The sequence below is a fragment of the Prosthecobacter gellanilyticus genome (genome assembly GCF_007992435.1).
GTDB classification, from domain to species: Bacteria; Verrucomicrobiota; Verrucomicrobiia; order Verrucomicrobiales; family Verrucomicrobiaceae; genus Prosthecobacter; species Prosthecobacter gellanilyticus.
The window spans coordinates 81,830-105,056 of the sequence record NZ_BKAG01000012.1 but is presented as its reverse complement, the minus strand read 5'-3'; the positions used below and the strand labels follow the sequence as shown (position 1 = coordinate 105,056).

14 protein-coding genes and 1 tRNA gene are annotated in these 23,227 nt (G+C 59.9%); 4 read left to right on the top strand and 11 right to left on the bottom strand.

Annotated elements, in window-relative coordinates; translation table 11 throughout:
• Positions 1 to 6: 6 nt before the first annotated feature.
• The 3 genes from BGE01nite_RS10480 to BGE01nite_RS10470 all read right to left on the bottom strand — a co-directional run bounded on the left by BGE01nite_RS10480 (position 7) and on the right by BGE01nite_RS10470 (position 6,175).
• Positions 7 to 1,992 carry an amidophosphoribosyltransferase gene (locus BGE01nite_RS10480; RefSeq protein ID WP_146850400.1) on the bottom strand — a complete coding sequence of 662 codons (1,986 nt, stop codon included), beginning with the start codon at positions 1,990 to 1,992 and terminating at the stop codon, positions 7 to 9.
• Between the two features lie 150 nt (positions 1,993 to 2,142).
• Positions 2,143 to 3,669 (bottom strand): hypothetical protein, encoded by a 1,527-nt coding sequence (locus BGE01nite_RS10475; protein WP_218032950.1) that lies wholly within the window; start codon positions 3,667 to 3,669, stop codon positions 2,143 to 2,145.
• Between the two features lie 79 nt (positions 3,670 to 3,748).
• On the bottom strand, positions 3,749 to 6,175 hold the full coding sequence (locus tag BGE01nite_RS10470; protein WP_146850399.1) for a DUF1549 domain-containing protein: 2,427 nt from the start codon (positions 6,173 to 6,175) through the stop codon (positions 3,749 to 3,751).
• Between the two features lie 91 nt (positions 6,176 to 6,266).
• Between BGE01nite_RS10470 and BGE01nite_RS10465 the strand changes: the two genes are divergently transcribed.
• On the top strand, positions 6,267 to 6,644 hold the full coding sequence (locus tag BGE01nite_RS10465) for a RidA family protein (RefSeq protein WP_146850398.1): 378 nt from the start codon (positions 6,267 to 6,269) through the stop codon (positions 6,642 to 6,644).
• A gap of 128 nt (positions 6,645 to 6,772) precedes the next feature.
• On the opposite strand, the gene BGE01nite_RS10460 is transcribed toward BGE01nite_RS10465, so the two are convergent.
• From BGE01nite_RS10460 to BGE01nite_RS10445, 4 genes are all read right to left on the bottom strand, one after another.
• The gene (locus BGE01nite_RS10460; protein ID WP_146850397.1) at positions 6,773 to 8,047 is read right to left on the bottom strand and encodes a hypothetical protein; all 1,275 of its coding nucleotides are present in this window, start codon (positions 8,045 to 8,047) and stop codon (positions 6,773 to 6,775) included.
• A gap of 210 nt (positions 8,048 to 8,257) precedes the next feature.
• Complete coding sequence (locus tag BGE01nite_RS10455) at positions 8,258 to 11,329, bottom strand: PSD1 and planctomycete cytochrome C domain-containing protein (RefSeq protein WP_146850396.1); 3,072 nt, start codon at positions 11,327 to 11,329, stop codon at positions 8,258 to 8,260.
• 54 nt (positions 11,330 to 11,383) lie between these two features.
• Complete coding sequence (locus tag BGE01nite_RS10450; RefSeq protein WP_246145700.1) at positions 11,384 to 12,439, bottom strand: NAD(P)H-dependent glycerol-3-phosphate dehydrogenase; 1,056 nt, start codon at positions 12,437 to 12,439, stop codon at positions 11,384 to 11,386.
• A gap of 35 nt (positions 12,440 to 12,474) precedes the next feature.
• Positions 12,475 to 13,959, bottom strand: coding sequence for a LysM peptidoglycan-binding domain-containing protein (locus BGE01nite_RS10445; RefSeq protein ID WP_146850395.1), 1,485 nt, complete (start codon positions 13,957 to 13,959; stop codon positions 12,475 to 12,477).
• 83 nt (positions 13,960 to 14,042) lie between these two features.
• On the opposite strand from BGE01nite_RS10445, the gene BGE01nite_RS10440 reads away from it, so the two are divergent.
• Both BGE01nite_RS10440 and purT read left to right on the top strand, forming a co-directional pair.
• Positions 14,043 to 14,816 (top strand): N-acetylmuramoyl-L-alanine amidase family protein, encoded by a 774-nt coding sequence (locus BGE01nite_RS10440; protein ID WP_146850394.1) that lies wholly within the window; start codon positions 14,043 to 14,045, stop codon positions 14,814 to 14,816.
• A gap of 69 nt (positions 14,817 to 14,885) precedes the next feature.
• Positions 14,886 to 16,067, top strand: coding sequence for a formate-dependent phosphoribosylglycinamide formyltransferase (purT, locus tag BGE01nite_RS10435; RefSeq protein ID WP_146850393.1), 1,182 nt, complete (start codon positions 14,886 to 14,888; stop codon positions 16,065 to 16,067).
• Positions 16,068 to 16,455: 388 nt separating this feature from the next.
• On the opposite strand, the gene BGE01nite_RS10430 is transcribed toward purT, so the two are convergent.
• The 4 genes from BGE01nite_RS10430 to BGE01nite_RS10415 all read right to left on the bottom strand — a co-directional run bounded on the left by BGE01nite_RS10430 (position 16,456) and on the right by BGE01nite_RS10415 (position 21,815).
• Positions 16,456 to 16,530, bottom strand: a tRNA-Gly gene (locus tag BGE01nite_RS10430).
• Between the two features lie 54 nt (positions 16,531 to 16,584).
• On the bottom strand, positions 16,585 to 17,604 hold the full coding sequence (locus BGE01nite_RS10425) for a PhoH family protein (RefSeq protein ID WP_146850392.1): 1,020 nt from the start codon (positions 17,602 to 17,604) through the stop codon (positions 16,585 to 16,587).
• A 266-nt stretch (positions 17,605 to 17,870) separates the two neighbouring features.
• Positions 17,871 to 18,974 carry a dihydrolipoyllysine-residue succinyltransferase gene (gene sucB / locus BGE01nite_RS10420; RefSeq protein WP_170266718.1) on the bottom strand — a complete coding sequence of 368 codons (1,104 nt, stop codon included), beginning with the start codon at positions 18,972 to 18,974 and terminating at the stop codon, positions 17,871 to 17,873.
• Between the two features lie 66 nt (positions 18,975 to 19,040).
• On the bottom strand, positions 19,041 to 21,815 hold the full coding sequence (locus BGE01nite_RS10415; RefSeq protein ID WP_146850390.1) for a 2-oxoglutarate dehydrogenase E1 component: 2,775 nt from the start codon (positions 21,813 to 21,815) through the stop codon (positions 19,041 to 19,043).
• Between the two features lie 152 nt (positions 21,816 to 21,967).
• Between BGE01nite_RS10415 and BGE01nite_RS10410 the strand changes: the two genes are divergently transcribed.
• Entirely contained in the window at positions 21,968 to 23,020 is a 1,053-nt protein-coding gene (locus tag BGE01nite_RS10410; RefSeq protein ID WP_146850389.1) for a hypothetical protein, read from the top strand.
• Positions 23,021 to 23,227 lie beyond the last annotated feature (207 nt).

Sequence of the window (23,227 nt, the reverse complement as noted above, 5' to 3'; positions counted from 1 at the left end):
GGTGTATCAAAGCAGTGTGTCGTAGGACCGGCCTTCTTTCTTCTCGTAGAAGTTGATGAAGGCGCGATTCACGGTGCCAAAGCCGCCTGGGGTCGGGTAGTCGCCGCTGAAATACCAGTCACCGAAACTTGGGCCACCGGCGATGTCGAGCGCGGCATGCAGGCCTGGGATTGTCTGGAAAATAACCTCCACTTTGCCCTTCCAAGGTGTCTTCGCCGGCGAGACAAGCTGGGCGACCTTCGCGGAGATTTCCTCATCGGTGAAAGGCGCGTAGATGGCCTTCACGGCATTGCGCATTTCATGGCGAGGCTTCTTGAGCTCGGCGAGACAGGCTTCATGAGTTTCACGCAGCACGTGGCGCATGTTACGCTCTTTCAGCAGCTCCACAGCGGCCTGGAAGGCGATGAACTTGCCGAGCTCGGACATGTCGATGCCATAGCAGTCCGGATAACGGATCTGCGGGGCGGTGGAGAGCACCAGGATGCGCTTCGGATTCGTGCGCGCCAGGATGCGGAGCAGGGAAGTCTTCAGGGTGGTGCCACGGACGATGCTGTCATCAATGACGACGAGGTTGTCCTTCTCCGTGACCGAACCATAAGTGATATCATAGACGCTGGAGACCAGCTCATCGCGCCCGGCATCTGAGGCGATGAAGGTGCGCATTTTGATGTCCTTGTGCGCGATCTTTTCCGCACGCGGCCAGTTGCGCAGCACGAGGTCGTCGAGCTTCGCTTCATCGAGCTCGCCCTTCTTCAGCATCTCCATCAGCGCTTCCTTCACGGCCACGCGGCGGCTCTTGCGGAGCCCATCCAGGAAGCCGAAGTAGGCCGTCTCCGCCGTGTTTGGAATGAAGCTCAGCACCGTGTGCTCAAAGTCATTGTCGATGGCTTCGACCACCTGCTCCACCAGCTGCTCGCCGAGGCGCTTGCGCTGCTTGTAGATCTCCGAGTCATTGCCACGGGAGAAGTAGATGCGCTCAAAGGAGCAGGGCTTCGGCTCGCTCACCTCGGTAAATTTTTCCGTGGTGAAGGTGCCGCAGGATTTCATCACGGCCACATGCGCCGGGGGCAGTTCCTTGACGTCTTCTTCCGGCACTTCGAGCACAGACATCAGTGCCACGCGCTCAGAGGCGAAGGCGAGGATCTCGTCATTCTCATAGTACCAGCACGGACGGATGCCGTTCGGGTCACGCATCACAAAGAGGTCACCGCTGCCGATCACACCCACGATGGCATAACCGCCATCCCAGATCTGCGCGGACTTGCGGATCATCTCACCCACGTCCAGACGCGCGCTGATATGCTTCGGAATCTCCGTCCCTGGCATGCCGCTGTCGCGGAGTTCGTGATAGAGCTGGGTGTGCGCTTCATCGAGCTGGAAGCCGATCTCCTCCAGCACGCTCTGCGTGTCCGTGCCGAAGACCGGGTGCTGTCCGCGCTGCATCATGACGCGATTCAGCTCACCAGAGTTGGTTAGGTTGAAATTACCCATCACCATGAGGCTGCGTGTCGGCCAGGTGGTGCGGCGCAGGTAGGGGTGCAGGCAGGCTTTGCCTAGACCGCCGGAGGTGCCGTAGCGCAGGTGGCCGATATTAATCTCACCGGCGAGCTCGAACTCGCGCTTGATGGCCTCGGGATCTTCCTCAAAAGGCAGATGCTCCACACCGGTCTCATGGCGCTCCTCACGGCGCTGGCCATCGATCTTGCGGGCGATGCGCTTGTAGTCCTTGCGGATGCCGCTGAAGACCTCGCCCATCTGCTCCACGGACACGTCGAAGCGCTCGCGGAAGAGGTAGGGAGTGCCTGCTGGCATGTCCAGCTTACAACAGCCGATGCCAATGCCGTCCTGACCGCGGTTGCGCTGCTTCGCCATCAGGGCAGCCAGCAAATTGAAGCCATAGAGGGCGGTGCCATAGTGCTCCTGGTAGTAGGCCAGGGACTTTTTCAGTCGGACGACGGCAAGGCCGCACTCGTGTCGGATGGGATCACTCATTCAGGGGTGGAAGAGCGATTACCCTTGGCAGCGTTTACGGCGAGCGCAAGGGGGGAGCTTGGACCAAATTTGCGGCCTTTTTGGGCAGCAAAGCACGTCAAACGGACGGTCAAGGACAGAGATGAGATTTTCGCCACGCCTGAACTACGCTCACTCCAGCTCCGGAGGTACATTTCCATAGGTCCAGGGCTTGGCAAAAGGCGGTGCCTTCGGCGCTTCCGGGGCAGGGGCTGGCTTCATCTCCTTCGTCAGGGCGATCCCAGTATCCGCAAAAGTGCGCCCGGCGGTGATCACCAAGTTTGAGTAGGCTGTGAGCCTCGTCTCATAGCCGCCGCCATTCGGGCCAAAGGCCTCCTCCGTAGGAACATAGCCCACAATGCCGTTTGCCAGTTCCACCGGGAAGGTGAAGGCAAAGGGGCTGCCCTTTTTGATATCCAGTCCGAACTGGCAGAAATACTCCGCCGGATTGCTCACGAAGGCCGCCGGTCCCACCTGGATCACCTGCACCTCGGATTCGACCTCTGGCGTGACCTTGCAGAGGTGGTCCAGCATCAGGATCTCCTTGGCAAACATGTAGTTCGTCACATCCCCCACCGGCTTCCCGGCCTCCACGAGAGCCAGGCTGTCTTGCACCCGTTTCGGTGAAGGCTTCCTCCTTGGGATCATCATCGTCTTCTGGCGCACATCCAGCACAGCTTCCGTGGCCTTCGGCATCGAGAGCAGCACGCGCACTGCCTCCGCCCCCACACGACCACCCACGAAGCGCGACCACTCCTCAGGGGCGGGACGGCGGTTCGGGCTGAGGTTGTCCACCTGCGTCACATCACCACAGGCTCCCTGGAGAAAAACCACCGGTGCATGGCTGTCCAGCGCGCCCTGAATGGTCTTTTCCAGGTAGTGAATCCAGTTCGCCGAGATGCCGCCCGGGTTCGTGGTGGCATGACAGGCATAGTTCACGATGCTGCCCAGAAGCTTCCCATTCATGTCCCAGGCACCGATCACACCGACCTGTGGATCGATCGGGCCTGCATACTCCAGGATGTCCGGATTACCCGCGCCTGGGTGGCTCCAGCTCTGGCCGTTCTTCATGCGCAGACGACGATTAAAAGCCACCTTGTCCTCATGCCCAAAGCCATAGCCGATCTGCGCCGGTTGCTTGGTCAGCATCGCCGCTTTCACACCCGCCACGATCTCGCTCGTGAGCCGTGTGAGGAAGCCTGCATCCGCGCATGAGCTCTCTTCATAGGCCAGTCTCTTCACCAGATCCGAGGCTGCATCAAACTCGCCCGGCATGACCATGCCGACTGGTCCGGATGAGTGGGAATGCGAGGCACCGATCATCACGCAGTCACCCGGGATTTTGAAATCCTTCTCAATCTTTGCCCTCGCGTCCAGCGTCACTTTCCTGGGCACCACTAGAGTATCGAGTCCGATCAGCACGACCTTCTTCTTCCCATCATCAAACAGCGCCACACGCACCTTGCAGGCATCATGAAACGTCAGGTGGTAGCTCTTCCCATAGCCGCCTGGCTGCTCCATGCCGATGTCAGGCGTGATGTCCCGCTCCGCAAAGCCCGCCTGGATGCTGGAGGTTGGAGCCGGTGTCGCGGCTGGCTGGCAATGGGCACTGGCACCCATGATCGTGATTAGAAGGAGAGGCAGTAAAAGACGAGACATGCCTTCTACTACGGCTTCACATCACCTCTGACCAAGCCTCGAATGCACGAATGACATGCAGAAGTGACTTGTCGGCACGTCACCGCACGCGCTGAAACTCCGGCAGCATGATCACCGTCCAAAGCGTGTCCGCGATGCTTTGCTCTGTAAGCGTCTCGCCCAGCGCACCCGTGATCTCACTGAGTTCTGCCGCACTCGGCTCACGGCAAAGGGTGGTCTGGTAGAGCCAGCGAGTGAAAGTCGACAGATCCTTCCATTTCTTCTTCGCAAGCAGGTTCTGCGCTCCACGTGCCAGAGTGTCCGTGAGGATGGCTCCGTTTGAGAGATCGATGGCTTCCAGCGTGGTCAGATCATCAGGTCTCATCGACACAATCTGATCTCGGTTAGGCCGGCCCAGGGTGCGCATGAGGAAGTTGCTCTTCACCAGGCTCGCACGCACCGGGTCCTTGCTCGTCTGTCCCGCCTGTGCCAGCAGGGCAGGGACGCTGCGATTCAGCACGGCGGTCCACGCAGCCACAGGTTTGACCACGGTGGCTGGCTTCCAGCCCTCCTTCGGTTGCGCGCCGAGACGGCCTTCCTTGCCCTCATTGGCATTGGGATGATACTGCCAGCTCGGGTCCGTGACGATGCTAATCTGGCGGCCGTCCTCATAACGGATGTGGGATTCAAAATAGGCACCAGCGGCATTCGGCCCGCTGCCCGCGTTCTTGGCGATGATGGTGATGTTGTTCGCGCCCTCCACCAGTGAGGCGTGCAGAGGCACCGCCTCGAACTGCTTCCAGTTGTCCCCCGAACTAACTTTGCGTCCATTCACATAAAGAATGAAACTGTTGTCTGCCGTGACCACCGCACTGGCACCACTCACGGGCGCATCAAGCTTGAAGGTCTTGCGCAGCATTACCGTCTCTCCAGCCGGTGGATTGCCTTTGCTGGCGCTGTCTCCCCAGATCCATTGCGCGCTGAGCTGAATGTCCTTCGCGGCGGTGGGATCCGCTTTACCACGCATGATGGGCGCATCCATCTTCGCTGGAGCCGTGCCGGTGAGATGCCAGATCACATCCACAAACTGCTCTGCGGTCAGACGCCTGCTGCGGGGGCCTGCGTAAACATAGCCATGGTCATCCGCGCCTTTCTCCACCACCTCGGAACGGCTCTGATAAGCCTGGCTTCCAGCGATGTGGGCCAGGGTCTTCTTCAGATCATACTTGTTGTCGCTCAGATACGTCGCCAGATAGTCTAGCAGGTCAGCGCTCCACGGTTCCGTCTGCATCGCGTCCAGCGGATGCACAATCCCGCGTCCCATGAGCCGGTGCCAAAGGCGGTTCACTAGGGTGCGTGTGAACCTTCCGTTTTGAGGATGGGTCATCAGTCCGGCGAGCTGCTTCAGCCGCTCTGGCTGCGTCGCCTTGGCATCGATCTGGCCTAACTCTGGAAACAACCACGAGGCCTGCGCGATGCGCCCGGTCGGCTTGTCACAGCGCGCGATGTCCAGCGGCCGCGTGGAGTAGACCGCCGCCAGACCATAGGCCTCATCGAGCTTCCAGCGATCAATGAAGCTGTCATGGCAGGAAGCGCACTTCATGTTGATGCCGAGGAAGCTCTGCGAGACACTCTGCGCGAACTGGATTTCCACCGTCTGTCCTGCGCTGACGTCGCCACGCCATTTGATGCCATCGATGAATCCTCGGCTACCATCTGAAGGTGGTGAGATCAGCTCGCGCGCCATCGCATCCGCAGGCATGTTCGTCATCAGCGCATCATAGAGCCACTTGCTGATCTGCTTGCGTCCGCCCGTGATGAAGCCCGTGCCGCCATAGTCATTGCGCAGCAGATCGTTCCAAAACGTCAGCCAGTGCTCGGCATAGGCGATGTCATCTCCGAGCAATGTCTCAATGAACTTCTCACGCTTCTGCGACTTTGGCGAAGCATCCGCGAGGAACGCCTTCAGAGACTCCGTCTCTGGCAGCAAGCCTGTCAGATCCAAAGCCGCACGTCGTGCAAACGTCGCATCATCAATCTCATCTGGCTGCGCCTTCTGATGATCCTTCAGATACTTGTCCAGAATGCGATCAATGGGATGATCACGCCCCGCCACGGATGCCGCAGGCAGCTCCGGATGCCGTGGTGCCAAAGGTGGCTCATAGGAAGGCTTCTTGAAGGCAAATCCCTCTTCCCACGGCAGATCCTCCGCGATCCAATTTTTCAACAAAGCTACTTCTGCCGCGCTGAGCCGGTCTTCCTTCGGCGGCATCTGCTCATCTGAATCCGTTGAGAGGATCACCTCGATCATCCGGCTCTTGTCCACCTTGCCCTTCACAATCACCGGCCCGTTCTCACTGCCTTCCAGCAGATCCGTCCGAGTGTTAAAAGAAAAGCCGCCCTTCTTCTTGTCCCCCGCATGACACTCCGCGCAGTGCTTCTTCAAGATCGGCACGATCTCATGCGAGAAGTCCACCGCGCTAGAAGTGAGGGTGGTGAACAGGAGAAATAGGCTCGGGCGGATCATCGGCACCTCATAACGAGCGCGAAGCACTGGGTTCTTGCGTCGCGTGAGTCACTTGACCTTTTTGCCGTTCTTGACGAAAGCTTGCAGCCTCATGGAACTTATCAACAACGCTACCGATGTCCCGACGGCTGTCGGCCCGTATTCCCAGGCTGTGCGCAGCAATGGTTTTCTTTTCTGCTCCGGGCAGATCCCGATCAATCCTGCTTCTGGCAAGATCGAGGCCACGGATGTGGAAGGGCAGGCGCAGCAGGTGCTGGCAAACATTCAGGCTCTTCTCGCTTCCCAGGGGCTGGACTTCACTCGCGTGTCCAAGGCCACAGTCTTCCTCACCAGCATGGCAGACTTCCCGAAGGTGAACCCGATCTATGAAAAGGCCTTCAGCGGTCACAAGCCAGCCCGCTCCACCATCGCGGTTGCGGGACTGCCTCTGGGCGCTCTCATCGAGATCGAGGTGATCGCGGAGCTCTAAAAGCAATCCTGGTCACTCCACCACAGAGAGCACGGAGGAACACAGAGGTCTTGATCAAGGCTCGTCTGTGCCCTCCGCGTTATCTGCGGGTAAAAAAATCTGAGCCCTGACCACGCTTTGATCCGCTCTCACTTCGCCGCCGGTGGCTTCATGCGGAAGCCCTGCACGCGGCCATCGCCACGATAAAGATAGATCTTCTCCACGTCCTCCTGCTTCATCACCAGCCAGGGGGAGAGCAGATTACGGCCGTTCTTTGTGAAGACCAGGTTGTCCGCCAGATACACACAGGAGTGATAGGCGTCACCGGTCTGCTTGCTGAGGAAGAAAAGGATGTCGCCATACTTATACGGCGGCTCGATGGGCTCAAACTTCTCCAGCACGGCGCTCGTGGCGAGACGTGAGTCCAGCAGGTATTCATGCGGATCGTAGTTGAAGAAATTCAGGCTCGTCCAATGGCAGTCCGGGAGGATGCCGTGCTTGCCCATGTCCAGGCTCGGGTAGGTGTAGATCAGCTTGCGCACCAGCGCCGGCAGCATGTGGGAAAGCGGCAGCGCCTCCATGCCGTCCGTGTCGATGATCGACTGAAGCAGCGGCTCCACATCCTTGCGGCGCAGGCCGAGCCCCAGGGTCCAGTAGTTGACCAGTTCCTCAATGTTCGTGCCACGATCAGCCTCGATCTTAACCAGCAGACCGCGGGTGCGGGTCATGGCTTTGAAAATGGTGCGCGCCTCCGAGTCAGACTGCGCATAGCTCAGCAGCAGCCCGATGTCACTGAACGCTGTCGTCTCTCCACGCTTGTAGGAGAGCCTTTCGACCTTCTGAATGATCTCCGGGCGCAGCTTGCTGGTGCGATACCACTCTGGAACTGTCTGGCCGATGATGAGCACTGGATCGACATGAAACTCATTGGCGGGATACTTCGCCAGCTCCGTGTAGATCACCGCGCGGTTCACTGAGGGGATGGCTTCCAAGTCAGGGGGCTTGGGGAAGAGATACAGCATCCCATCTGCCACCACCATGGTCTTCGGATCCATGAGGTCTGTCACCATCGCCGCCGAAAGCCCTGCTCCCTGAAAGAAAGCCGGGAGGCTGTCTCGCAGCGCCTCCGGAAATGCCCAGCGCGGCTGTGTGTTGGGCAGGGGAAAGCTATCGATCAAGCTCTTGGGAGCCTCCAGGTAGATGTAGGTGCAGCGCAGGTTTCCCCACGGACCTGGATTGGAATAGAAAATATTGGGATTCGTGCTGATCTTCGGCCCTGTCTGCACCGCCGGGGGGGCTGTAACGGCAGGGGCCTGCGTGACCAAAAACTGCTGCAGGTCCTCAATACTGGAAATCTGAGCTGTTAGCGAAGAAGCACCACCGAGGCAGAGGAAAGCTAGAGTGCGAAAAAGGGGGGGCCGCATGAACGATAGATTGGGGGGCGTATACGCGATGACTGTAGCGGATCACACTACATTTTGGAATGCATTTTGCATGTATTCATTCATTTTTTCATTCATTAGGGTCTAACCCCCTGGCCACCAACGGGATAGTTGTAACATCACTGCAAGATTACCTAGTCCAGCAAAGCGCCAAGGCGGTCCCAGCATGAGACAGCCGTCCTATGAGATCGTTTAATACCGTGTGATCGTTTCATGCAGATTCAGCACCACGCGGCAAACACTCGCCCAGGCGGCGAGCTCAGTATCGGCGTGAGCAGCGGGCGGCTGAAGACCTGTTTTCAGAAGCTTGGCAGCCTCCTCCGGTGTTGTTTTGAAAGTCTCCCTCTGGCTCGCGAGAAAGGTCAGCAGGCTGTCTTTTTCTTGAGGTTTCGGCAAACGTGCGAGCGCACGCAGATAAAGGGCATTGATCCTGGTGTCATCGTTGCCTTCAGCCGGCAGGCTGGCGGCCAAAGAGCGGGCCGCCTCCACAAAGGTCGGATCGTTCAGAAGGGTCAGAGCCTGCTGCGGTGTGTTTGAGACATTTCTGGAGCAGGTGCACTCATCGCGGTTCGGTGCATCAAAGTTCGCCAGCATGGGATGCAGGAAGGTGCGCTGCCAGTGCATGTACACGCCGCGGCGCCACTGGCCTGCATCCGCATCCGCCACATAGTCACGACTCGGGAACTGCAGGTTTTCGTAGTAGTTTGCGGGCTGGTAGGGCTTGGCGCTTGGGCCGCCGATGTCATCCAGATTCAAGATGCCCGCGATGGAGAGCGCATTGTCCCGAACAAACTCCGCGTCAAGACGACGCGGGTTTTGAAATGCCAGCAGCCGGTTGTTCGGATCCACCTCCTTCAATTCAGGCCGCGTTTTGCTGTCCTGGAGATAGGTGTGGCTTGTGACGATGAGCTTCATCATGTGCTGCACATCCCACCCTGAGTCACGAAACTCACAGGCCAGCCAGTCCAGCAGCTCTGGATGGCTTGGTGTTTCGCCTTGTGCGCCCAGATCATCTGTGGCGGCTGAGAGCCCCACGCCAAAGAACTGCTTCCAAAGCCGGTTCATGAAAGCACGGGCCGTCAGCGGATTCTCTGGCGAGCACAGCCAGCGCGCGAGATCGATGCGCGAACTTCGCGGACCTGCCTCCACCGCATGCAGAAACCCTGGAGGCGCTGGATCACAGATCTCGCCAGTCTCATCCATCCAGTTGCCACGTGGGAGTCGGCGGATCGGCATGGGGTCCTTCACCGCCACCGTGACCTGTGTCCAGGTCTTGCCGCCATTGCATTGCATGAACTCGCTGTAGAGCCTCCGCCACTCGGCATACTCAGAACTCTCATAACCTACCTGCGCCAGCCAGGCCTGCGGATTGGCATCAAAAGGCTGCAGAGGTTGCAGCGGTGCCACTCCAGCCACGCGGATGCGCACGCTGCCGAGCATGTGGTTAGGCACACGGACGATGAAGACGTCATCCTCACCCAGCACCGGTGCCTTCTCGATCAGCCAGACACTGCTGTGTGCCTTGTGCGCATCTGCAGCCCGTGTCTTCCAGCCCGACACCGTACCGATCCGTTCCTCGGTGCTGCTGTAAATGGGTTCCTTCAGGTCGGCATCCGCCTGTAGAAGGGTGAAGCTGGTTTCATTCTTCACGCCTGCTTTCTTCAGTGAGAAGGTCGGCTTGAAGTTCATCGCGGTCTCACCACCTCCGCGCACGATGCTGTCCTGATGCTCAGGTGTTGGCAAGAGCTCGATCTTCACCGCTGCGATGCGCTGGCCCTTGGAGCGAAAGCTGAAGCTCGTGCTTTGCATGCCTTTCGGGCCAAAGAAAACCTGCCCGCCGCTGCCCAAGCGGAATTCCGCTGGCGGCAACGCGGCCTTGGGCTCCTTGTCTTTGCCTTTGGTCTTCTTCGCCTGGTCCTTCGCAGGAGGCGGCTCCACGGACTTGGATTCCACCTCTGCCAGGAGTGGCAGCCAGGGATCTTCCTGGTTCTTGTGCAGAGCCACCATGCTAGCCGCGCGCCAGTCTTCATAGGCCTGGCGCTTCGCGGGATCCCTCAGCACGCCTTCGGCAATCGCCAACATCTGCGTGGCGACGCGTGTCTGCTTCTTTTCCAGATAAGGACTGTCCACCAGGATCTCGGGCGGGAAGGGGTGATCATTGGTGAAGCCCTTCAGTTCCTCGGACTCACCGGCACGATAGCTCGAGTAAACGCCGAACTGCTTGATGTCCGCGAAGTAGGCGGACATGGCGTAGAAGTCATGTGCCGTGAAGGGATCGAACTTGTGGTCATGGCACTCGCAACAGCCCAGCGTGGCCCCCAGCCAGGCACCTCCCACCGTGCGCACACGGTCCGCCTGATACTTCATGAGATACTCCTTGGCCTGCGCACCACCCTCACGGGTCATCATGTTCAGGCGGTTGAATCCTGAGGCGATGCGCTGCTCCGTGGTCGCCTCGGGCAAAAGATCACCTGCGAGCTGCTCCAGCGTGAATTGATCAAATCGTTTGTTCGCGTTGAAGGCATTGATCACGTAGTCGCGATACGGGTAGATGCGCTGGTTCTGGTCGCCGTGAAAGCCCACCGTGTCCGAGAAGCGCGCGACATCCAGCCACCACGCCGCCCAGCGCTCACCGAAGTGCGGTGACTTCATCAGTCGTGCGGTCTGCGCCTGGATGCCCGTGGAGGAAGGATCCTTGAGAAAGGCATCCACCTCACTCACGGAGGGCGGCAGGCCTACCAGATCCAGCGAAAGCCGCCGGATGATCGCTCGTGGATCTGCCTGGGGAGCTGGGGTGATCTTCTTCTCACTGAGTTCCGCCTGGATGAACGCATCGATGGGATTCACTCCAGCCTTCCCTGGCACCGAAGGCCTAACCAACGGCGTATACGCCCAGTGCGGCTCATATTCAGCGCCCTGCTTGATCCATTCCACCAGCGTCTGCTTCTGCGCATCCGTCAGCGTCTTCTTGGACTCTGGTGGTGGCATGATGTCATCCTCATCATGGGTCTGAATGCGCTCGATGATCGAGCTCGCTTCCGGCTTGCCGGGCTGGATGGCCTTCGCTGTGATCGCATCCGCGCGGATGTCCAGCCGCAGGTCAGCCTCGCGGTGGTTCTTGTCCGGTCCATGGCAGTGAAAGCAGTTGTCGCTCAGGATGGGGCGGATGTCCCGGTTGTAGCGCAGTTTGCCCGGCACCGGTGCTGTGGCTGCGGCATGGACGGAGGCGGTGAGAGCCAGAAAGAGGACAGGCGTGAGGCGCATGAGACGGTGCGAAGGTGGCACAGGAAGAGTACCGTGCGCTGCAGCCCCGGTTTATCAGCGGGTCTGGTCAGTTTCAGACCTTGGATCCCGGGAGAGCAGGTCGCGCATGGCCTCGCGGGCCGGTTTTCCCTCATGCAGGATGGCATAAATCTCCGCCAGCAGAGGCGCGCGCACGTCCCGGGCCTGGGCTGCTTCATAGAGGCTGGCGGTGTTTGGCACCCCCTCAGCCACCATGCGTGTGCTGGCGATGATGTCCGCCAACGACATGCCCTCACCCAGCAGCTTGCCCACGCGATGATTGCGGCTGTGTTCCGAGTAGCAGGTGGCGATCAGGTCTCCCACGCCAGCGAGGCCATAGCAGGTCTCCGGCCTGCCACCCATCACGGCGATCATGCGCACCATCTCCGCCAGCGCACGTGTCACCAGCGCGGCGATGGCGTTGTCCCCCAGCTTCAAACCGAGCGCGATGCCAGCAGCGATGGCGTAAGGGTTCTTCATCGCTCCGGCCCACTCGACTCCGGCCACATCATCACTCGTGTAGCTGCGGAACCAGGGCAGTGTAAAGCATGACTGAACGGCCCGGGCGGTCTCCTCATCCGCACATGCCACCACGGCGGCGGTGGCCAGCCTTTGGGCCACTTCCTCCGCATGATTCGGACCCGTCAGCACTGCATGCTGCGGCCCTGGCAAGGACTCCGCCAAAATCTCCGACATGCGTTTGCCGGATCGCAACTCGATGCCCTTGGCGCAGGAAACAACGACCTTTGCCGAAGCTTGCAAACCCGTGGCCGCAATCGCTGCGGCGGTGTCACGAATACCTTTGGACGGCACCACCAGCAGCAGCATGTCCGCAGGCTTCAAACTGGCCAGGTCACTGGTGATTGTGATGCCTTCCGGCAGATGCTGGGATGGCAGATAGCGTGAGTTTCTCCGCGTCTGCCGGATCTCACTCATCAGCGCTTCATCACGGCCCCAGAACTGCACCTGCAGACCGCGCTCATGCAGGGTGGATGCCAGACCTGTGCCCCAGCTGCCCGCGCCGAAGACGATGGCGCTTTGATAGGAGGGTGGCTGGGTGGTGGGCATGCTGCCTTTTGTGCCGGGGAGCATGGCAGGCGTCAAGCGCGGTGATGGTCGTGCCACGATCAATTCACCGACACTGCACCCACCGTGGGAACATAAATCTCGTCACCTTCTTTGATGGCCTTGTCAGCGCTCTGTTTGTTGATGGCGCGAATGTTCGCCGCGCTGGTGCCAAAGAGATTCGCCACGGTTTCGATGGTATCGCCACGCTGCGCACGGTAAGCCACAATGCCGCGCTGCATTTCCGGCTCGGCAGCAGGAGCCGCACTGGCAGGCCTGGTGATCGGTGGCAGCGCCGCGGATGCAGGAGGCGGTGTGGGAGCAGGTTTCACGGGAGCTTTCATCTCCGGCTCGCTGTCAGCTTCCACGAGGCGAAGGTTCGGCAGCGGCGTGGCGTCTTCCTGGGCCATGGGCGCAGGCTGGCTGATCGTGCGCGTCGTCTTCTTGCCAGGAATGATGAGCTTCTGCCCCTCCACGATCTTGTTCGCGTTCTTGATGCCGTTTGCCGCCATCAGCTTGGAAACCGGCACCCCATGCTTGGTGGCAATGCGCCCCAGCATCTCACCCTTCTTGACGATATGCGTGACATTGCTAGTGACCACCGAAGAGGTGGAACGAGTGCTCACCTGCCGCGGTGCGCTCATCGGCATGCGGCGGGGATTGGGAATGGTCAGGCGTTCGCCATTTCGCAGGTCGCTGGCATAGGCAGTCGGATTTGCCCTCGCGATGGAGTCTTCCGTGACTCCATACTGGCGAGAAATGGAGGCCATGTTTTCCTCGCCCGAGACCACATGGATCGCCGTGGTGTTCGCGGGCTTTGCGGACCAAGTCTGGCCATCGGGGATGAGCAGCGTCTCGCCGATGTCGAGGGTGTCATCAGACAGGCGGTTCAGCGAGCGCAGCTCACCCACGCTGGTGCTGTAGCGCGAAGCCACGCTGAAAAGGGTGTCACCAGGGCGGACGATGTGTGTTTTGCCGGAGGGCACGATATCAGCCACGCCACCGCCTTCGATGCTTGGTGGCAGCAGTCCGACATCACGCTCCAGACGTCCCAGACGGAGATCCTGGCGATGTCCATTGCTCTCAAGTTTACCCACACGCGATTCCAGGGAAGGTGCTGCCGTGGTCTTGGGCTTGGCTGTGATGCCTGTCTTGCCACCGGTGGCTGGACGATAGTTGCTCTTCGGTGCGGCGACTGTGGCTTTGGAAGTGCTCTTGGACTTCGTTGGGGACTTGCCAGGCGTCTGATAATGCATCGGGGCAGGGGCCACGGGCGCGCCCTGGGGGCCACGCATCGTCGGCGGGCGATACCCAGACATGTTATAACCCTGAGGCGGCTGACCCGGAGGAGGTGTGGGCGGCGTCGGAGCCACCGGCCTCTGCATTTGCATCTGATAGGCTGATGGCTGCACGACACCCGGAGCATAATAACCATTCAGGCCCGCTCCGGCAGGAGGGGCTGGCTGCGCGGAGGCAATACTTGCGCCCGCAGAGCCGACGAGGAGAGCGAAACGTGCTAGCGAAGTTGCAGAAGTGGGAGCCTTCATGCTATTAGTTTACTAGTCCGAATAATTCAGACCAAGGAAAATTTTAAAAATCTGAACAAAATTTCAAAAAAGTCGCTTCCGTGATGTCCCCCCATCGGCCCTTCCAGCTCTTCCTGAGGTGCTTCGGCTCTTCCCTGGCGCTGGCGGTTGCCTTTGGAGCCTTGGGCTGGCTGGCCCTGCAGATCGAAGCACTTCCTGAGGTCTCGCTGCCAAGTTGGGACGCTGATGCGGCTCCGCTGGTCGTCGTCGATGCTGGCCATGGTGGACATGACGGCGGCGCGGTTGCCAATGGTGTGACCGAGAAAGATCTCAGTCTGAATCTGGCCCGCCAGCTAAAGGCTCACCTGGAGAAGGCTGGGGTTCGAGTCCGCATGACGCGAGAAAAGGACCGTTTCCTGGAACTCGACGAGCGCTGTCAGATTGCCGCTGAGGCGAAGGCGGATGCTTTCGTGAGCGTGCACCTCAATACCAATCCAGCCAGCGAGATCCACGGTATCGAGACCTATTACGCCAGTTCAAATTCCCTCATGGCCCGCCCGATGAAGGCACAAGCTGTCTCCAAGCGTCGTCCGACTGGCGAGGCTCTCGCGCAGACCATCCAGCGTCAGGTCTGCACCAGCACGAAGGCCGAGGATCGTGGCATCAAGGACAGCCAGTTGATCGTCGTCATGCGCACTCCATGCCCAGCAGCTCTAGTGGAGTGCGGATTCCTCACCCATGCGGAGGAATCCAAGAGGCTGCAGCAGAAGGCCTATCAGGCCAAACTCACCCGTGGCATCTCTGATGGACTCGTGGAGTTTTTGAAAAGCAATGTCCAGCTCCCCGGCAAATCGCCAGCCAGGGTTGTTGCCCAATAACGCATCAGGTCTCTCAGATGATGCCGAGACCCGTTTGACGTCCCCTTGCCGCACGCTAGAGCAATGGGCATGGCACGCATCGGCACCCCACTTTCCTCCACCGCTACCAAAGTCATGCTCCTCGGCTCCGGCGAGCTGGGAAAAGAAGTCGTCATTGAGCTGCAGCGCCTCGGTTGCGAAGTCATCGCGGTCGATCGCTACGCGAACGCCCCGGCCATGCAGGTCGCTCACCGCAGCCACGTCATCACCATGCTGGATGGCGAGGCCCTGCGCCGCATCATCGAGGTCGAAAAGCCGAACTTCATCGTCCCTGAGATCGAGGCCATCGCCACCGAGACTCTGATCGAACTCGAAGCTGAAGGCTACACCGTCGTGCCCACCGCACGTGCCGCCCAGCTCACCATGAACCGCGAAGGCATCCGCCGTCTGGCCGCCGAGGAACTTGGCTTGAAGACCTCGCCGTATGTCTTCGCCAGCAGCGAGGAAGAGTTCCGTGCCGGCATCGCCAAGATCGGCATGCCCTGTGTGGTGAAGCCCATCATGTCCTCCAGCGGCAAGGGCCAGAGTGTGGTGAGGACGGAAGCCGACATCGCCTACTCCTGGCAGTATGCCCAGGAAGGTGGTCGCGCCGGGAAGGGGAAGGTCATCATCGAAGGCTTCGTCGAGTTCGACTACGAGATCACCATGCTCACCGTGCGTCACGTGGGTGGCACCAGCTTCTGCGCGCCAGTCGGCCACACGCAGATCAAAGGGGACTACCGCGAGTCCTGGCAGCCGCATCCGATGTCCCACGAGGCTCTCGAAGCAGCTCAACACATGGCCGGCGCCATCACCGAGGCCCTCGGCGGCCGCGGCCTCTTCGGCGTCGAGATGTTCATCAAAGGCGACGAGGTCATCTTCAGCGAAGTCTCGCCACGTCCGCACGATACCGGCCTGGTCACCCTGATCTCCCAGGACCTCAGCGAGTTCGCCCTGCACGTGCGTGCCATCCTCGGGCTGCCAATCCCGAACATCCATCAGCACGGCCCCAGCGCCAGCTGCGCCGTCCTCGTGGAGGGTGAATCCAGCAACGTCCAGTTCGGAGCTCTCGACCAGGTGCTCTCCGAGCCCGACACCCAGGTCCGCCTTTTCGGCAAACCCACCGTCAGCGGCCAGCGCCGCATGGCCGTGACCCTGGCCCGCTCCGGCGATATCGAGACCGCCCGCTCCAAGGCTCACTGGGCTGCCCAGGCCATGGAGATCCGTCTCTAATCATCTCCTCCATTCCCCCAACCAAAAGCTCGGCAGCATCCCCTCAAGGTGCTGCCGAACTAGTTTTGGTATACGAAGTCGCGGAGCGTCCCGAAGTGCGGTAGCAGAGAGGCAAGGGTGCCCTTGCCTTGGCGGCATCGCGCTTGTGCGCACAGACAAACCTTTTCTGAAAACGGCTCTCTCTGCGGACAGGAGACAATGCCTGGACATGTCATTTGGTTAGGCGGTTCCCATTCCACCCTTTAATGCCGTCTCCTCATTGTTTCCCTGGGCAGATGTCCCTTTGGCCAACCCCGCAATGATACTGAAATGATCTTGTGAGGCATCTGGTCATGCAAAACCTTTGAGGGTTTTAGGTCCTTCAGAAAAGGCTCACCGTCTTGGACGGTGGAGCGGGTGACGCGATTCGAACGCGCGACATCTTCCTTGGCAAGGAAGTGCTCTACCACTGAGCTACACCCGCTTTTCTGTTGGGCCGTTATTATGTAACAGGGTCGGACTCCTGCAAGTGCAAAGTTCACTTTTGTTGTTCTTTTTCTTCACTCGTTGCTGGCTTGAAAGCACGCGCAGCCCTGGCCTTGTCTTCGTCCGCACGATGACGGTCATAGGCCTCAATGATGCGCTGCACCACAGGCAGACGGACGATGTCCTTGCTGAGGAAGTTCACGAAGCGCACACCCGGCACATCCTGGAGATATTCCACCGCTTCACGCAGGCCTGATTTCACATGACGGCGCAGGTCCACCTGGCTCGGGTCACCTGTGATCACGCAGCGCGCACCTTCACCCAGACGCGTCAGAAACATCAGCATCTGCTCCGTCGTCGTGTTCTGCGCTTCATCCAAAATGATGAAGGCATTCTTCAGCGTGCGACCGCGCATGTAGGCCAGGGGAGCGATCTCGATGGCACCTTTCTCGATGAGGCGTTCCGCTTCATCAGGCTCCAGCATGTCATAGAGCGCATCGTAAAGCGGACGCAGATAGGGAAAGATCTTTTCCTTCAAATCACCGGGCAGGAAACCGAGCGCCTCACCGGCCTCCACCGCGGGGCGTGTGAGCACCAGGCGCTGCACCTGTTTCTCACGCAGCAAGTGCAGGCCTTGCGCCATGGCGAGGTAGGTCTTGCCAGTGCCCGCAGGACCGACACCGAAGACGACTTCATTGTCACGCATGGCCTGCACATAGCCCATCTGTCCGCGTGTCTTTGCGAGCACCGGCGGCTTCTTGGTGGAGGTCGTCAGCTTGAGCGCGTGAATGGCTTCCGCAGGCTTGTCACCATGCTCCGCCAGCACGCTTTCGCTCACGAGCCGAATCATCGCTGGCGTGATGTCACCACCACTGCGGCGCACCTTCTCGAGCTGCGTGAAAACCTCGCGTGCAGACGTTACAGCCTCTTCGCTGCCTTCCATCTTCACCCAGCTTTCGCGTGAGGTAATTTGCGCACCGGTGGTCTCCGCGATGACGCGCAGTCCGCTGAAATCGTGGCCGAGCAGCTTCTGCAGAAACTGCGGTGTTTCGTATGAAATGGTTTCTGTCATGGTGAGAGCGAGAAAGTCAGGTGGATGAGTTCTACAGGCACAAGGATGCGCGGTCGTGTTAGAAAACACCAGCCAATCCTCAGTCCGTCAGGACGGTCTATATCCTCAATACGTCATGCAATAGTTCCCAGCGTCCAAATACGCGGGGACTTCTCATAACGGACGACTCCAATGGGCATTAGAGCCGCGTCCAAAAAAAACCGCAGACGCACATCAGTGCTGTCTGCGGTCTGAATTCAGTGGCTCATCACCACCAGTAGGTTCAATCAAGCACCCACCAGCATGCGGGCCGGGTTCTCGATGCAATCCTTGATGCGGATGAGGAAGGTCACTGCTTCCTTGCCATCGACCACGCGGTGGTCATAGCTCAGAGCGAGGTACATCATCGGACGGGCGACGATCTGGCCATCCACCACCACGGCGCGCTGCTGGATGCTGTGCATGCCCAGGATGGCGCTCTGCGGAGGATTGATGATGGGAGTGCTCAGCAGGCTGCCATACACACCACCATTGGAGATGGTGAACACACCGCCGGTGAGGTCAGAGAGCTCGATCTTGCCGTCCTTGGCCTTGGCCGCGTAGGCGAGAATGTCTTTCTCAATGTCCGCAAAGCTCTTCTGATCCGCGTCACGGATCACAGGCACGATCAAACCGCGCTCGGTGCCGACAGCGACGCCGATGTCATAGAAGTGCTGCTGCACGATCTCTTCACCTTCGACGCGCACATTGATCTGCGGGATAGCCTTCAAAGCTTCCACCACAGCCTTCACGAAGAAGGACATGAAGCCGAGCTTCACACCGTGAGTCTTCACGAAGCTGTCCTGGAGCTTGGAGCGCATGGCCATGATGCCCGTCATGTCACACTCATTGAAAGTGGTGAGGATGGCGGCGTTCTGCTGGGCGCTGACAAGCTGCTCGGCGATCTTCCGGCGCAGCGGCGTCATCTTCTTGCGGGTGATGCGGCCTTCAGGAGCCGGAGCTGCTTTGGGAGCAGGCTTTGGTGCTGGCGCAGCAGCCGGTGCAGGCTTCGGCGCTTCAGCCGCTGGAGCTGGAGCAGCGGCTGGTTTCGGAGCTTCGGCAGCCACAGGTGCGGGAGCCGCCGGGGCAGGTGCCGCTGCGGGTGCGGCAGCAGCGGCACCTTCCGTGACTTGGCCGACGACGGCACCGATGGTGACATCATCACCTTCATTGGACGCGATGCTTGCCAGCACACCGTTGAACTCGGAGGTGACTTCAGCGGCGACCTTGTCGGTCTCCAGCGTCAGCAGCACGTCGCCAACTTTGACGGCGTCGCCAACTTTGAAGTGCCACTTGGAGATTTGACCTCCGGCGACGGATTCGCCGAGTGCGGGGATTTTGATGTCAGCCATGATCGTGGGGAAGAAAAAGAGCTAGAAAAAGAGATGAACGAGGGACGCAGGATTAACAAGAATTGATCAAACGCTGAAGGCGCTCTCCACCAGGTTCTCCTGCTCGAGCACGTGGATGGCCTTGGAACCAGCGGCAGGGCTGGAGGAGCGCTCACGTCCGGCGTAACGAAGTTTGTGGTTGGAAAGCTCCTCAAGGCGCGGGCGGATGTAGTAGAAGGCGCCCATGTTGCGCGGCTCCTCCTGGCACCAGATCCATTTCTTCTGCGCACGTGGATACTTGGCCACGATGCCCTTCAGCATCTCGTAGTTCAGCGGGTAGAGCTGCTCCACGCGAATGATCGCGGCGTTCTTGATTTTGTTCTTCTCGCGGAAGTCCAGCAGGTCATAGTACACCTTGCCGGAGCAGAAGATGAGACGTGTGACGCGCTCGGGGCTGATGGTGAGATTCTCGTCATCCAGCACCTCACGGAAGTGGGTGTTCTCAGCCAGCTCATCGAGCTTCGAGACGCAGCGCGGATGGCGCAGCAGGCTCTTCGGCGTCATGACCACCAGCGGCTTGCGGGTGCTGCGCTTCACCTGGCGGCGCAGCGCGTGGAAATACTGGGCGGGGGTGGTGAAGTTACACACCTGCATGTTGCCACCGGCGCAGAGCTGCAGGAAGCGCTCCATGCGCGCGCTGCTGTGCTCAGGGCCCTGGCCTTCATAACCGTGCGGCAGAAGCAGTGTCACATGGCTCGGACGCTGCCACTTGCTCTCTGCGGAGGCAATGAACTGGTCGATGATCACCTGCGCGCCGTTCACGAAGTCACCGAACTGCGCTTCCCAGCAGATCAGAAGGTTCGCGGCGAGCAGCGAGTAACCGTAGTCGAAGCCGAGCACCGCAGCTTCAGACAGCAGCGAGTTGTAGACGCAGAACTTGGCCTGGCCTTCCTCAAGGTTGTTCAGCGGGATGTGGCGTGCGCGGGTCTGTGTGTCATAGAACACGCTGTGACGATGGCTGAACGTGCCACGACGCACATCCTGGCCGGAGAGACGGACACCATTGCCTTCGGTAAGCAGGGAACCGAACGCGAGAGACTCAGCCGTGGCCCAGTCAATGCCTTCGCCGCTTTCGATGGCCTTGCCACGAGCAGCGAGGAAGCGCTTGGCGATGGTCGGGTGAAGATTGAAGCCTTCTGGAGCTTCCAGAAGCTTCTTGCCGATCTTGGTGAGCTGCTCACGAGCCACGCCGGTGTCGATGACATTGTAGTCATACGCAGCCTGTGGCTGCGCCGTGGAGCCTTCGAAAGGATTGCCACCTGCGCCATCCTTCTTGGCCAGATCGGTGACACCCGCTTCCAGTTCGTCCTCGAGTTCTTTCTGCAAAGCGTTGGCACCTTCTTCGTCGAGCACACCAGTCTGCAGGAGTTGCTGACGGAACAGCGCGGCCGTGGAGGGCAGGGAGCCGATGGTGCGCGCCATGTTCGGCTGCGTGAATGCGGGCTCGTCCGTCTCGTTGTGGCCGTAGCGGCGGTAACAAACGATGTCGATGAACACGTCACGGGCGAACTTCATGCGGAAGTCCAGCGCCAGGCGTGCGGCAGCCGCCACTTCCAGCGGACGGTCACCATTCACATGAATCACCGGAGCATCGATCAGCTTGGCGACGTCTGTGCAATAATTGGTTGAGCGGGCATCCGCAGGCAGCGTCGTGAAACCGATCTGGTTGTTCACCACCACATGGATGGTGCCGCCGGTGTGATAACCCGGAAGCTGGGAGAGGTTCAGCACCTCCGCCACGATGCCCTGGCCGGCCACGGCAGCATCACCGTGAAGGAGGATCGGGATCACCTGCTTGCGCTCGATGGTGTCGCCGAGGAAACGCTGGCGCGCACGCGCCATGCCTTCCACCACGGGATCCACCGCTTCCAGATGGCTCGGGTTCGGGGCCAGGGAGATGGCCACCTTGCTGCCACTGCGGGTGTCACGGATCGTTTCGAAACCGAGGTGATACTTCACATCGCCATCACCGCCCACGGTGTCTGGCACATAGTTCTCACTGAATTCATAGAAGAGCATCTCCAGCGGCTTGCGGAGGAAGTTCGCCAGCACGCTCAGACGACCACGGTGGGCCATGCCCATCACGATTTCCTTGCCGCCATGGGCAGGCATGCCTTCCAGGATGGTTTCCAGCGCCACCAGCATGGACTCGCCACCTTCCACGGAGAAGCGCTTCTGGCCCACGAAACGCTTGTGCAGGAAGCGCTCAAAGGTCTCGGCCTCCAGCAGCCAGCGCAAGGCATCCACCTGGGAATCCTTGGACGGCGCCGGTTCAAAGGTGCGGTTCTCGATGCGCTCTAGCAGCCAGTTACGCACTTCCGGATTGTGGATGTGCATGAACTCAAAGCCGCTGGTGCTGCAGTAGACAGTCTTCAGCTCACCCAGGAAATCCTTCAGCTTCATGGCCTGACCGCCGCGGAACATTTGCGTCTGCACCTCGCGGTCCAGGTCAGCCTCGGAGAAGCCGAGCGCCTCCATGGTCAGCTCTGGAGCCACGGGACCATTGGGGCTCAGCGGGTCCAGATGCGAGGCACGGTGACCGAGGGAGCGGAAGGTGAGCAGCGCATTCGTCACGCGCATGCGGAAATTCAGCATCGACTCCGAGAGTGTGGCATCACCAGCAGCGGCTGAGGAACCTGCGCCCGGGGCTGCTTTACGACGCGCCAGTTCGGCCATGCCCAGCTCGAATCCTTCAAAGAAGGAGGCCCATCCGGCATCAACGGAGGCGGGGTCTTTGCTCCAGTCAGAATATTTGGCGTCGAGAAGGTCTTGGTTCGCGCGGAACGGCAGCGTGGCACTCATGGGTGGTCTTGGGGGAGGCCAGAATTGCGTTCTTTCGATAGAGATGCAACTAGGGAAAGGATTGTTTTCTGATGAATGCGATGAATGCCGTCGATGAGCGGAACTTGCTCGCATGAGCAGAAAGCGCCAGAGATGGTCTTACCCTCCCACTCATGAAAGTCCTCCCCGTCTGTTTTGCGTTCGCCATCATGGCTTGGGCCGCCCTTGCCGCCCCGCCTCAGGGCAGTTGGATCGCGCCTGATGCCACTGGCAAGCCGTGGTTTCATGAACCCACGGGCCTAACCTTCCCGACCATGCTCGGAACGCACCGGCTGGCGGGTGAGTTCCGCTACGAGCAGGGCGGGGGACGCTTCATCCGCTATGAGAGCCTGGATGAGCGGTCCAGGGCGGACATCTTCTTCTTTCCCATCCCCTCTAAAAACCTCACGATGGAGGAGAAGCAGCGCCTGATTCTCCAGGAGATGGACAACGTGGTGAAGGACCTCGATGCCATGACCAAGGAGGGTCGTTACCGGAAGCTCAAGATCGGCGAGATCGGGGTGGGCGGCATCGAACTCTGGGACAAAGAAGCCATCCCCATGGCGGCCCGAATCTGTGAAATGACCCGCGTGGCCAAAAGCGACCTCGGTGTCGAGGAAGAGGTGCCGCTCAAGCAGTGGACCGGCATCATCCTTCTGGACAGCTACGTCATCACCATCCGCCAGATGCGTCCCGTCACTCCTGCGGACAATGGGGAGGCTGGGTTTCAAGCCTTCGCTCAAATGGTCGCCAAGATCATCAAGGACCCGCCCCTCCGCAAAGGTGTCATCGGCCTGATCGACCGCTACCTCGCGGACCCGTTCTCCGACGACAGCGTGCATGCCACCGCGGCCGTGCTCGCCTATTTGAAGACCACCACCGATCTGCCCATCAACATTCCCGAGTATCCGATCCAGGGCTGGCTTGAACATTGTAAAAAGGTCGCCCCAGGCACTGAGGAGCAATTGCTCAGCGCCTTCATGCTCGGCTCCGCCAAGGTCGCCTTCGCGGGTGGGGATGCCGCCGCCTGTCTCAACGCCGGCGCCACCCAGTTCGCCAAAGTCTACCGCCAGCTCCTCGCCAAACATCCTGAGATCACCCTCCCGCAGATCGATGCCTTCCTTGCCGCCGCTACCGAAAGCAAAGGCGGCGAATGGTTGCTGCGCTACTCAAGTTCCGGGAAGTGACGCTCCGATGGGGCACCCGCGCCCCTCACAATCCAATCTGGACCAGGTTGGATTAGCTTGGATCGGCTCGGCTGCTCTTCCCAAATCCCGTGTGAAAAACCTACCTGGATCAGGTCGGATTTACCCGGATCGCCTCTCGTAGCGGCTTGAGTAAGCCCGCCGTCCCTGAACCCATCTCCCCCCCCCCCAGCACCTTGATTCACCTGG

What these genes read in the sequence shown, in the direction of transcription:
- BGE01nite_RS10450 (WP_246145700.1), bottom strand. Translation starts at nt 12,439, where the DNA reads ATGCTCCCCGGCACAAAAGGCAGCATGCCCACCACCCAGCCACCCTCC.
- BGE01nite_RS10445 (WP_146850395.1), bottom strand. Translation starts at nt 13,959, where the DNA reads ATGAAGGCTCCCACTTCTGCAACTTCGCTAGCACGTTTCGCTCTCCTC.
- BGE01nite_RS10465 (WP_146850398.1), top strand. Translation starts at nt 6,267, where the DNA reads ATGGAACTTATCAACAACGCTACCGATGTCCCGACGGCTGTCGGCCCG.
- sucB (WP_170266718.1), bottom strand. Translation starts at nt 18,974, where the DNA reads ATGGCTGACATCAAAATCCCCGCACTCGGCGAATCCGTCGCCGGAGGT.
- BGE01nite_RS10470 (WP_146850399.1), bottom strand. Translation starts at nt 6,175, where the DNA reads ATGATCCGCCCGAGCCTATTTCTCCTGTTCACCACCCTCACTTCTAGC.
- BGE01nite_RS10440 (WP_146850394.1), top strand. Translation starts at nt 14,043, where the DNA reads ATGTCCCCCCATCGGCCCTTCCAGCTCTTCCTGAGGTGCTTCGGCTCT.
- purT (WP_146850393.1), top strand. Translation starts at nt 14,886, where the DNA reads ATGGCACGCATCGGCACCCCACTTTCCTCCACCGCTACCAAAGTCATG.
- BGE01nite_RS10460 (WP_146850397.1), bottom strand. Translation starts at nt 8,047, where the DNA reads ATGCGGCCCCCCCTTTTTCGCACTCTAGCTTTCCTCTGCCTCGGTGGT.
- BGE01nite_RS10415 (WP_146850390.1), bottom strand. Translation starts at nt 21,815, where the DNA reads ATGAGTGCCACGCTGCCGTTCCGCGCGAACCAAGACCTTCTCGACGCC.
- BGE01nite_RS10480 (WP_146850400.1), bottom strand. Translation starts at nt 1,992, where the DNA reads ATGAGTGATCCCATCCGACACGAGTGCGGCCTTGCCGTCGTCCGACTG.
- BGE01nite_RS10425 (WP_146850392.1), bottom strand. Translation starts at nt 17,604, where the DNA reads ATGACAGAAACCATTTCATACGAAACACCGCAGTTTCTGCAGAAGCTG.
- BGE01nite_RS10475 (WP_218032950.1), bottom strand. Translation starts at nt 3,669, where the DNA reads ATGTCTCGTCTTTTACTGCCTCTCCTTCTAATCACGATCATGGGTGCC.
- BGE01nite_RS10455 (WP_146850396.1), bottom strand. Translation starts at nt 11,329, where the DNA reads ATGCGCCTCACGCCTGTCCTCTTTCTGGCTCTCACCGCCTCCGTCCAT.
- BGE01nite_RS10410 (WP_146850389.1), top strand. Translation starts at nt 21,968, where the DNA reads ATGAAAGTCCTCCCCGTCTGTTTTGCGTTCGCCATCATGGCTTGGGCC.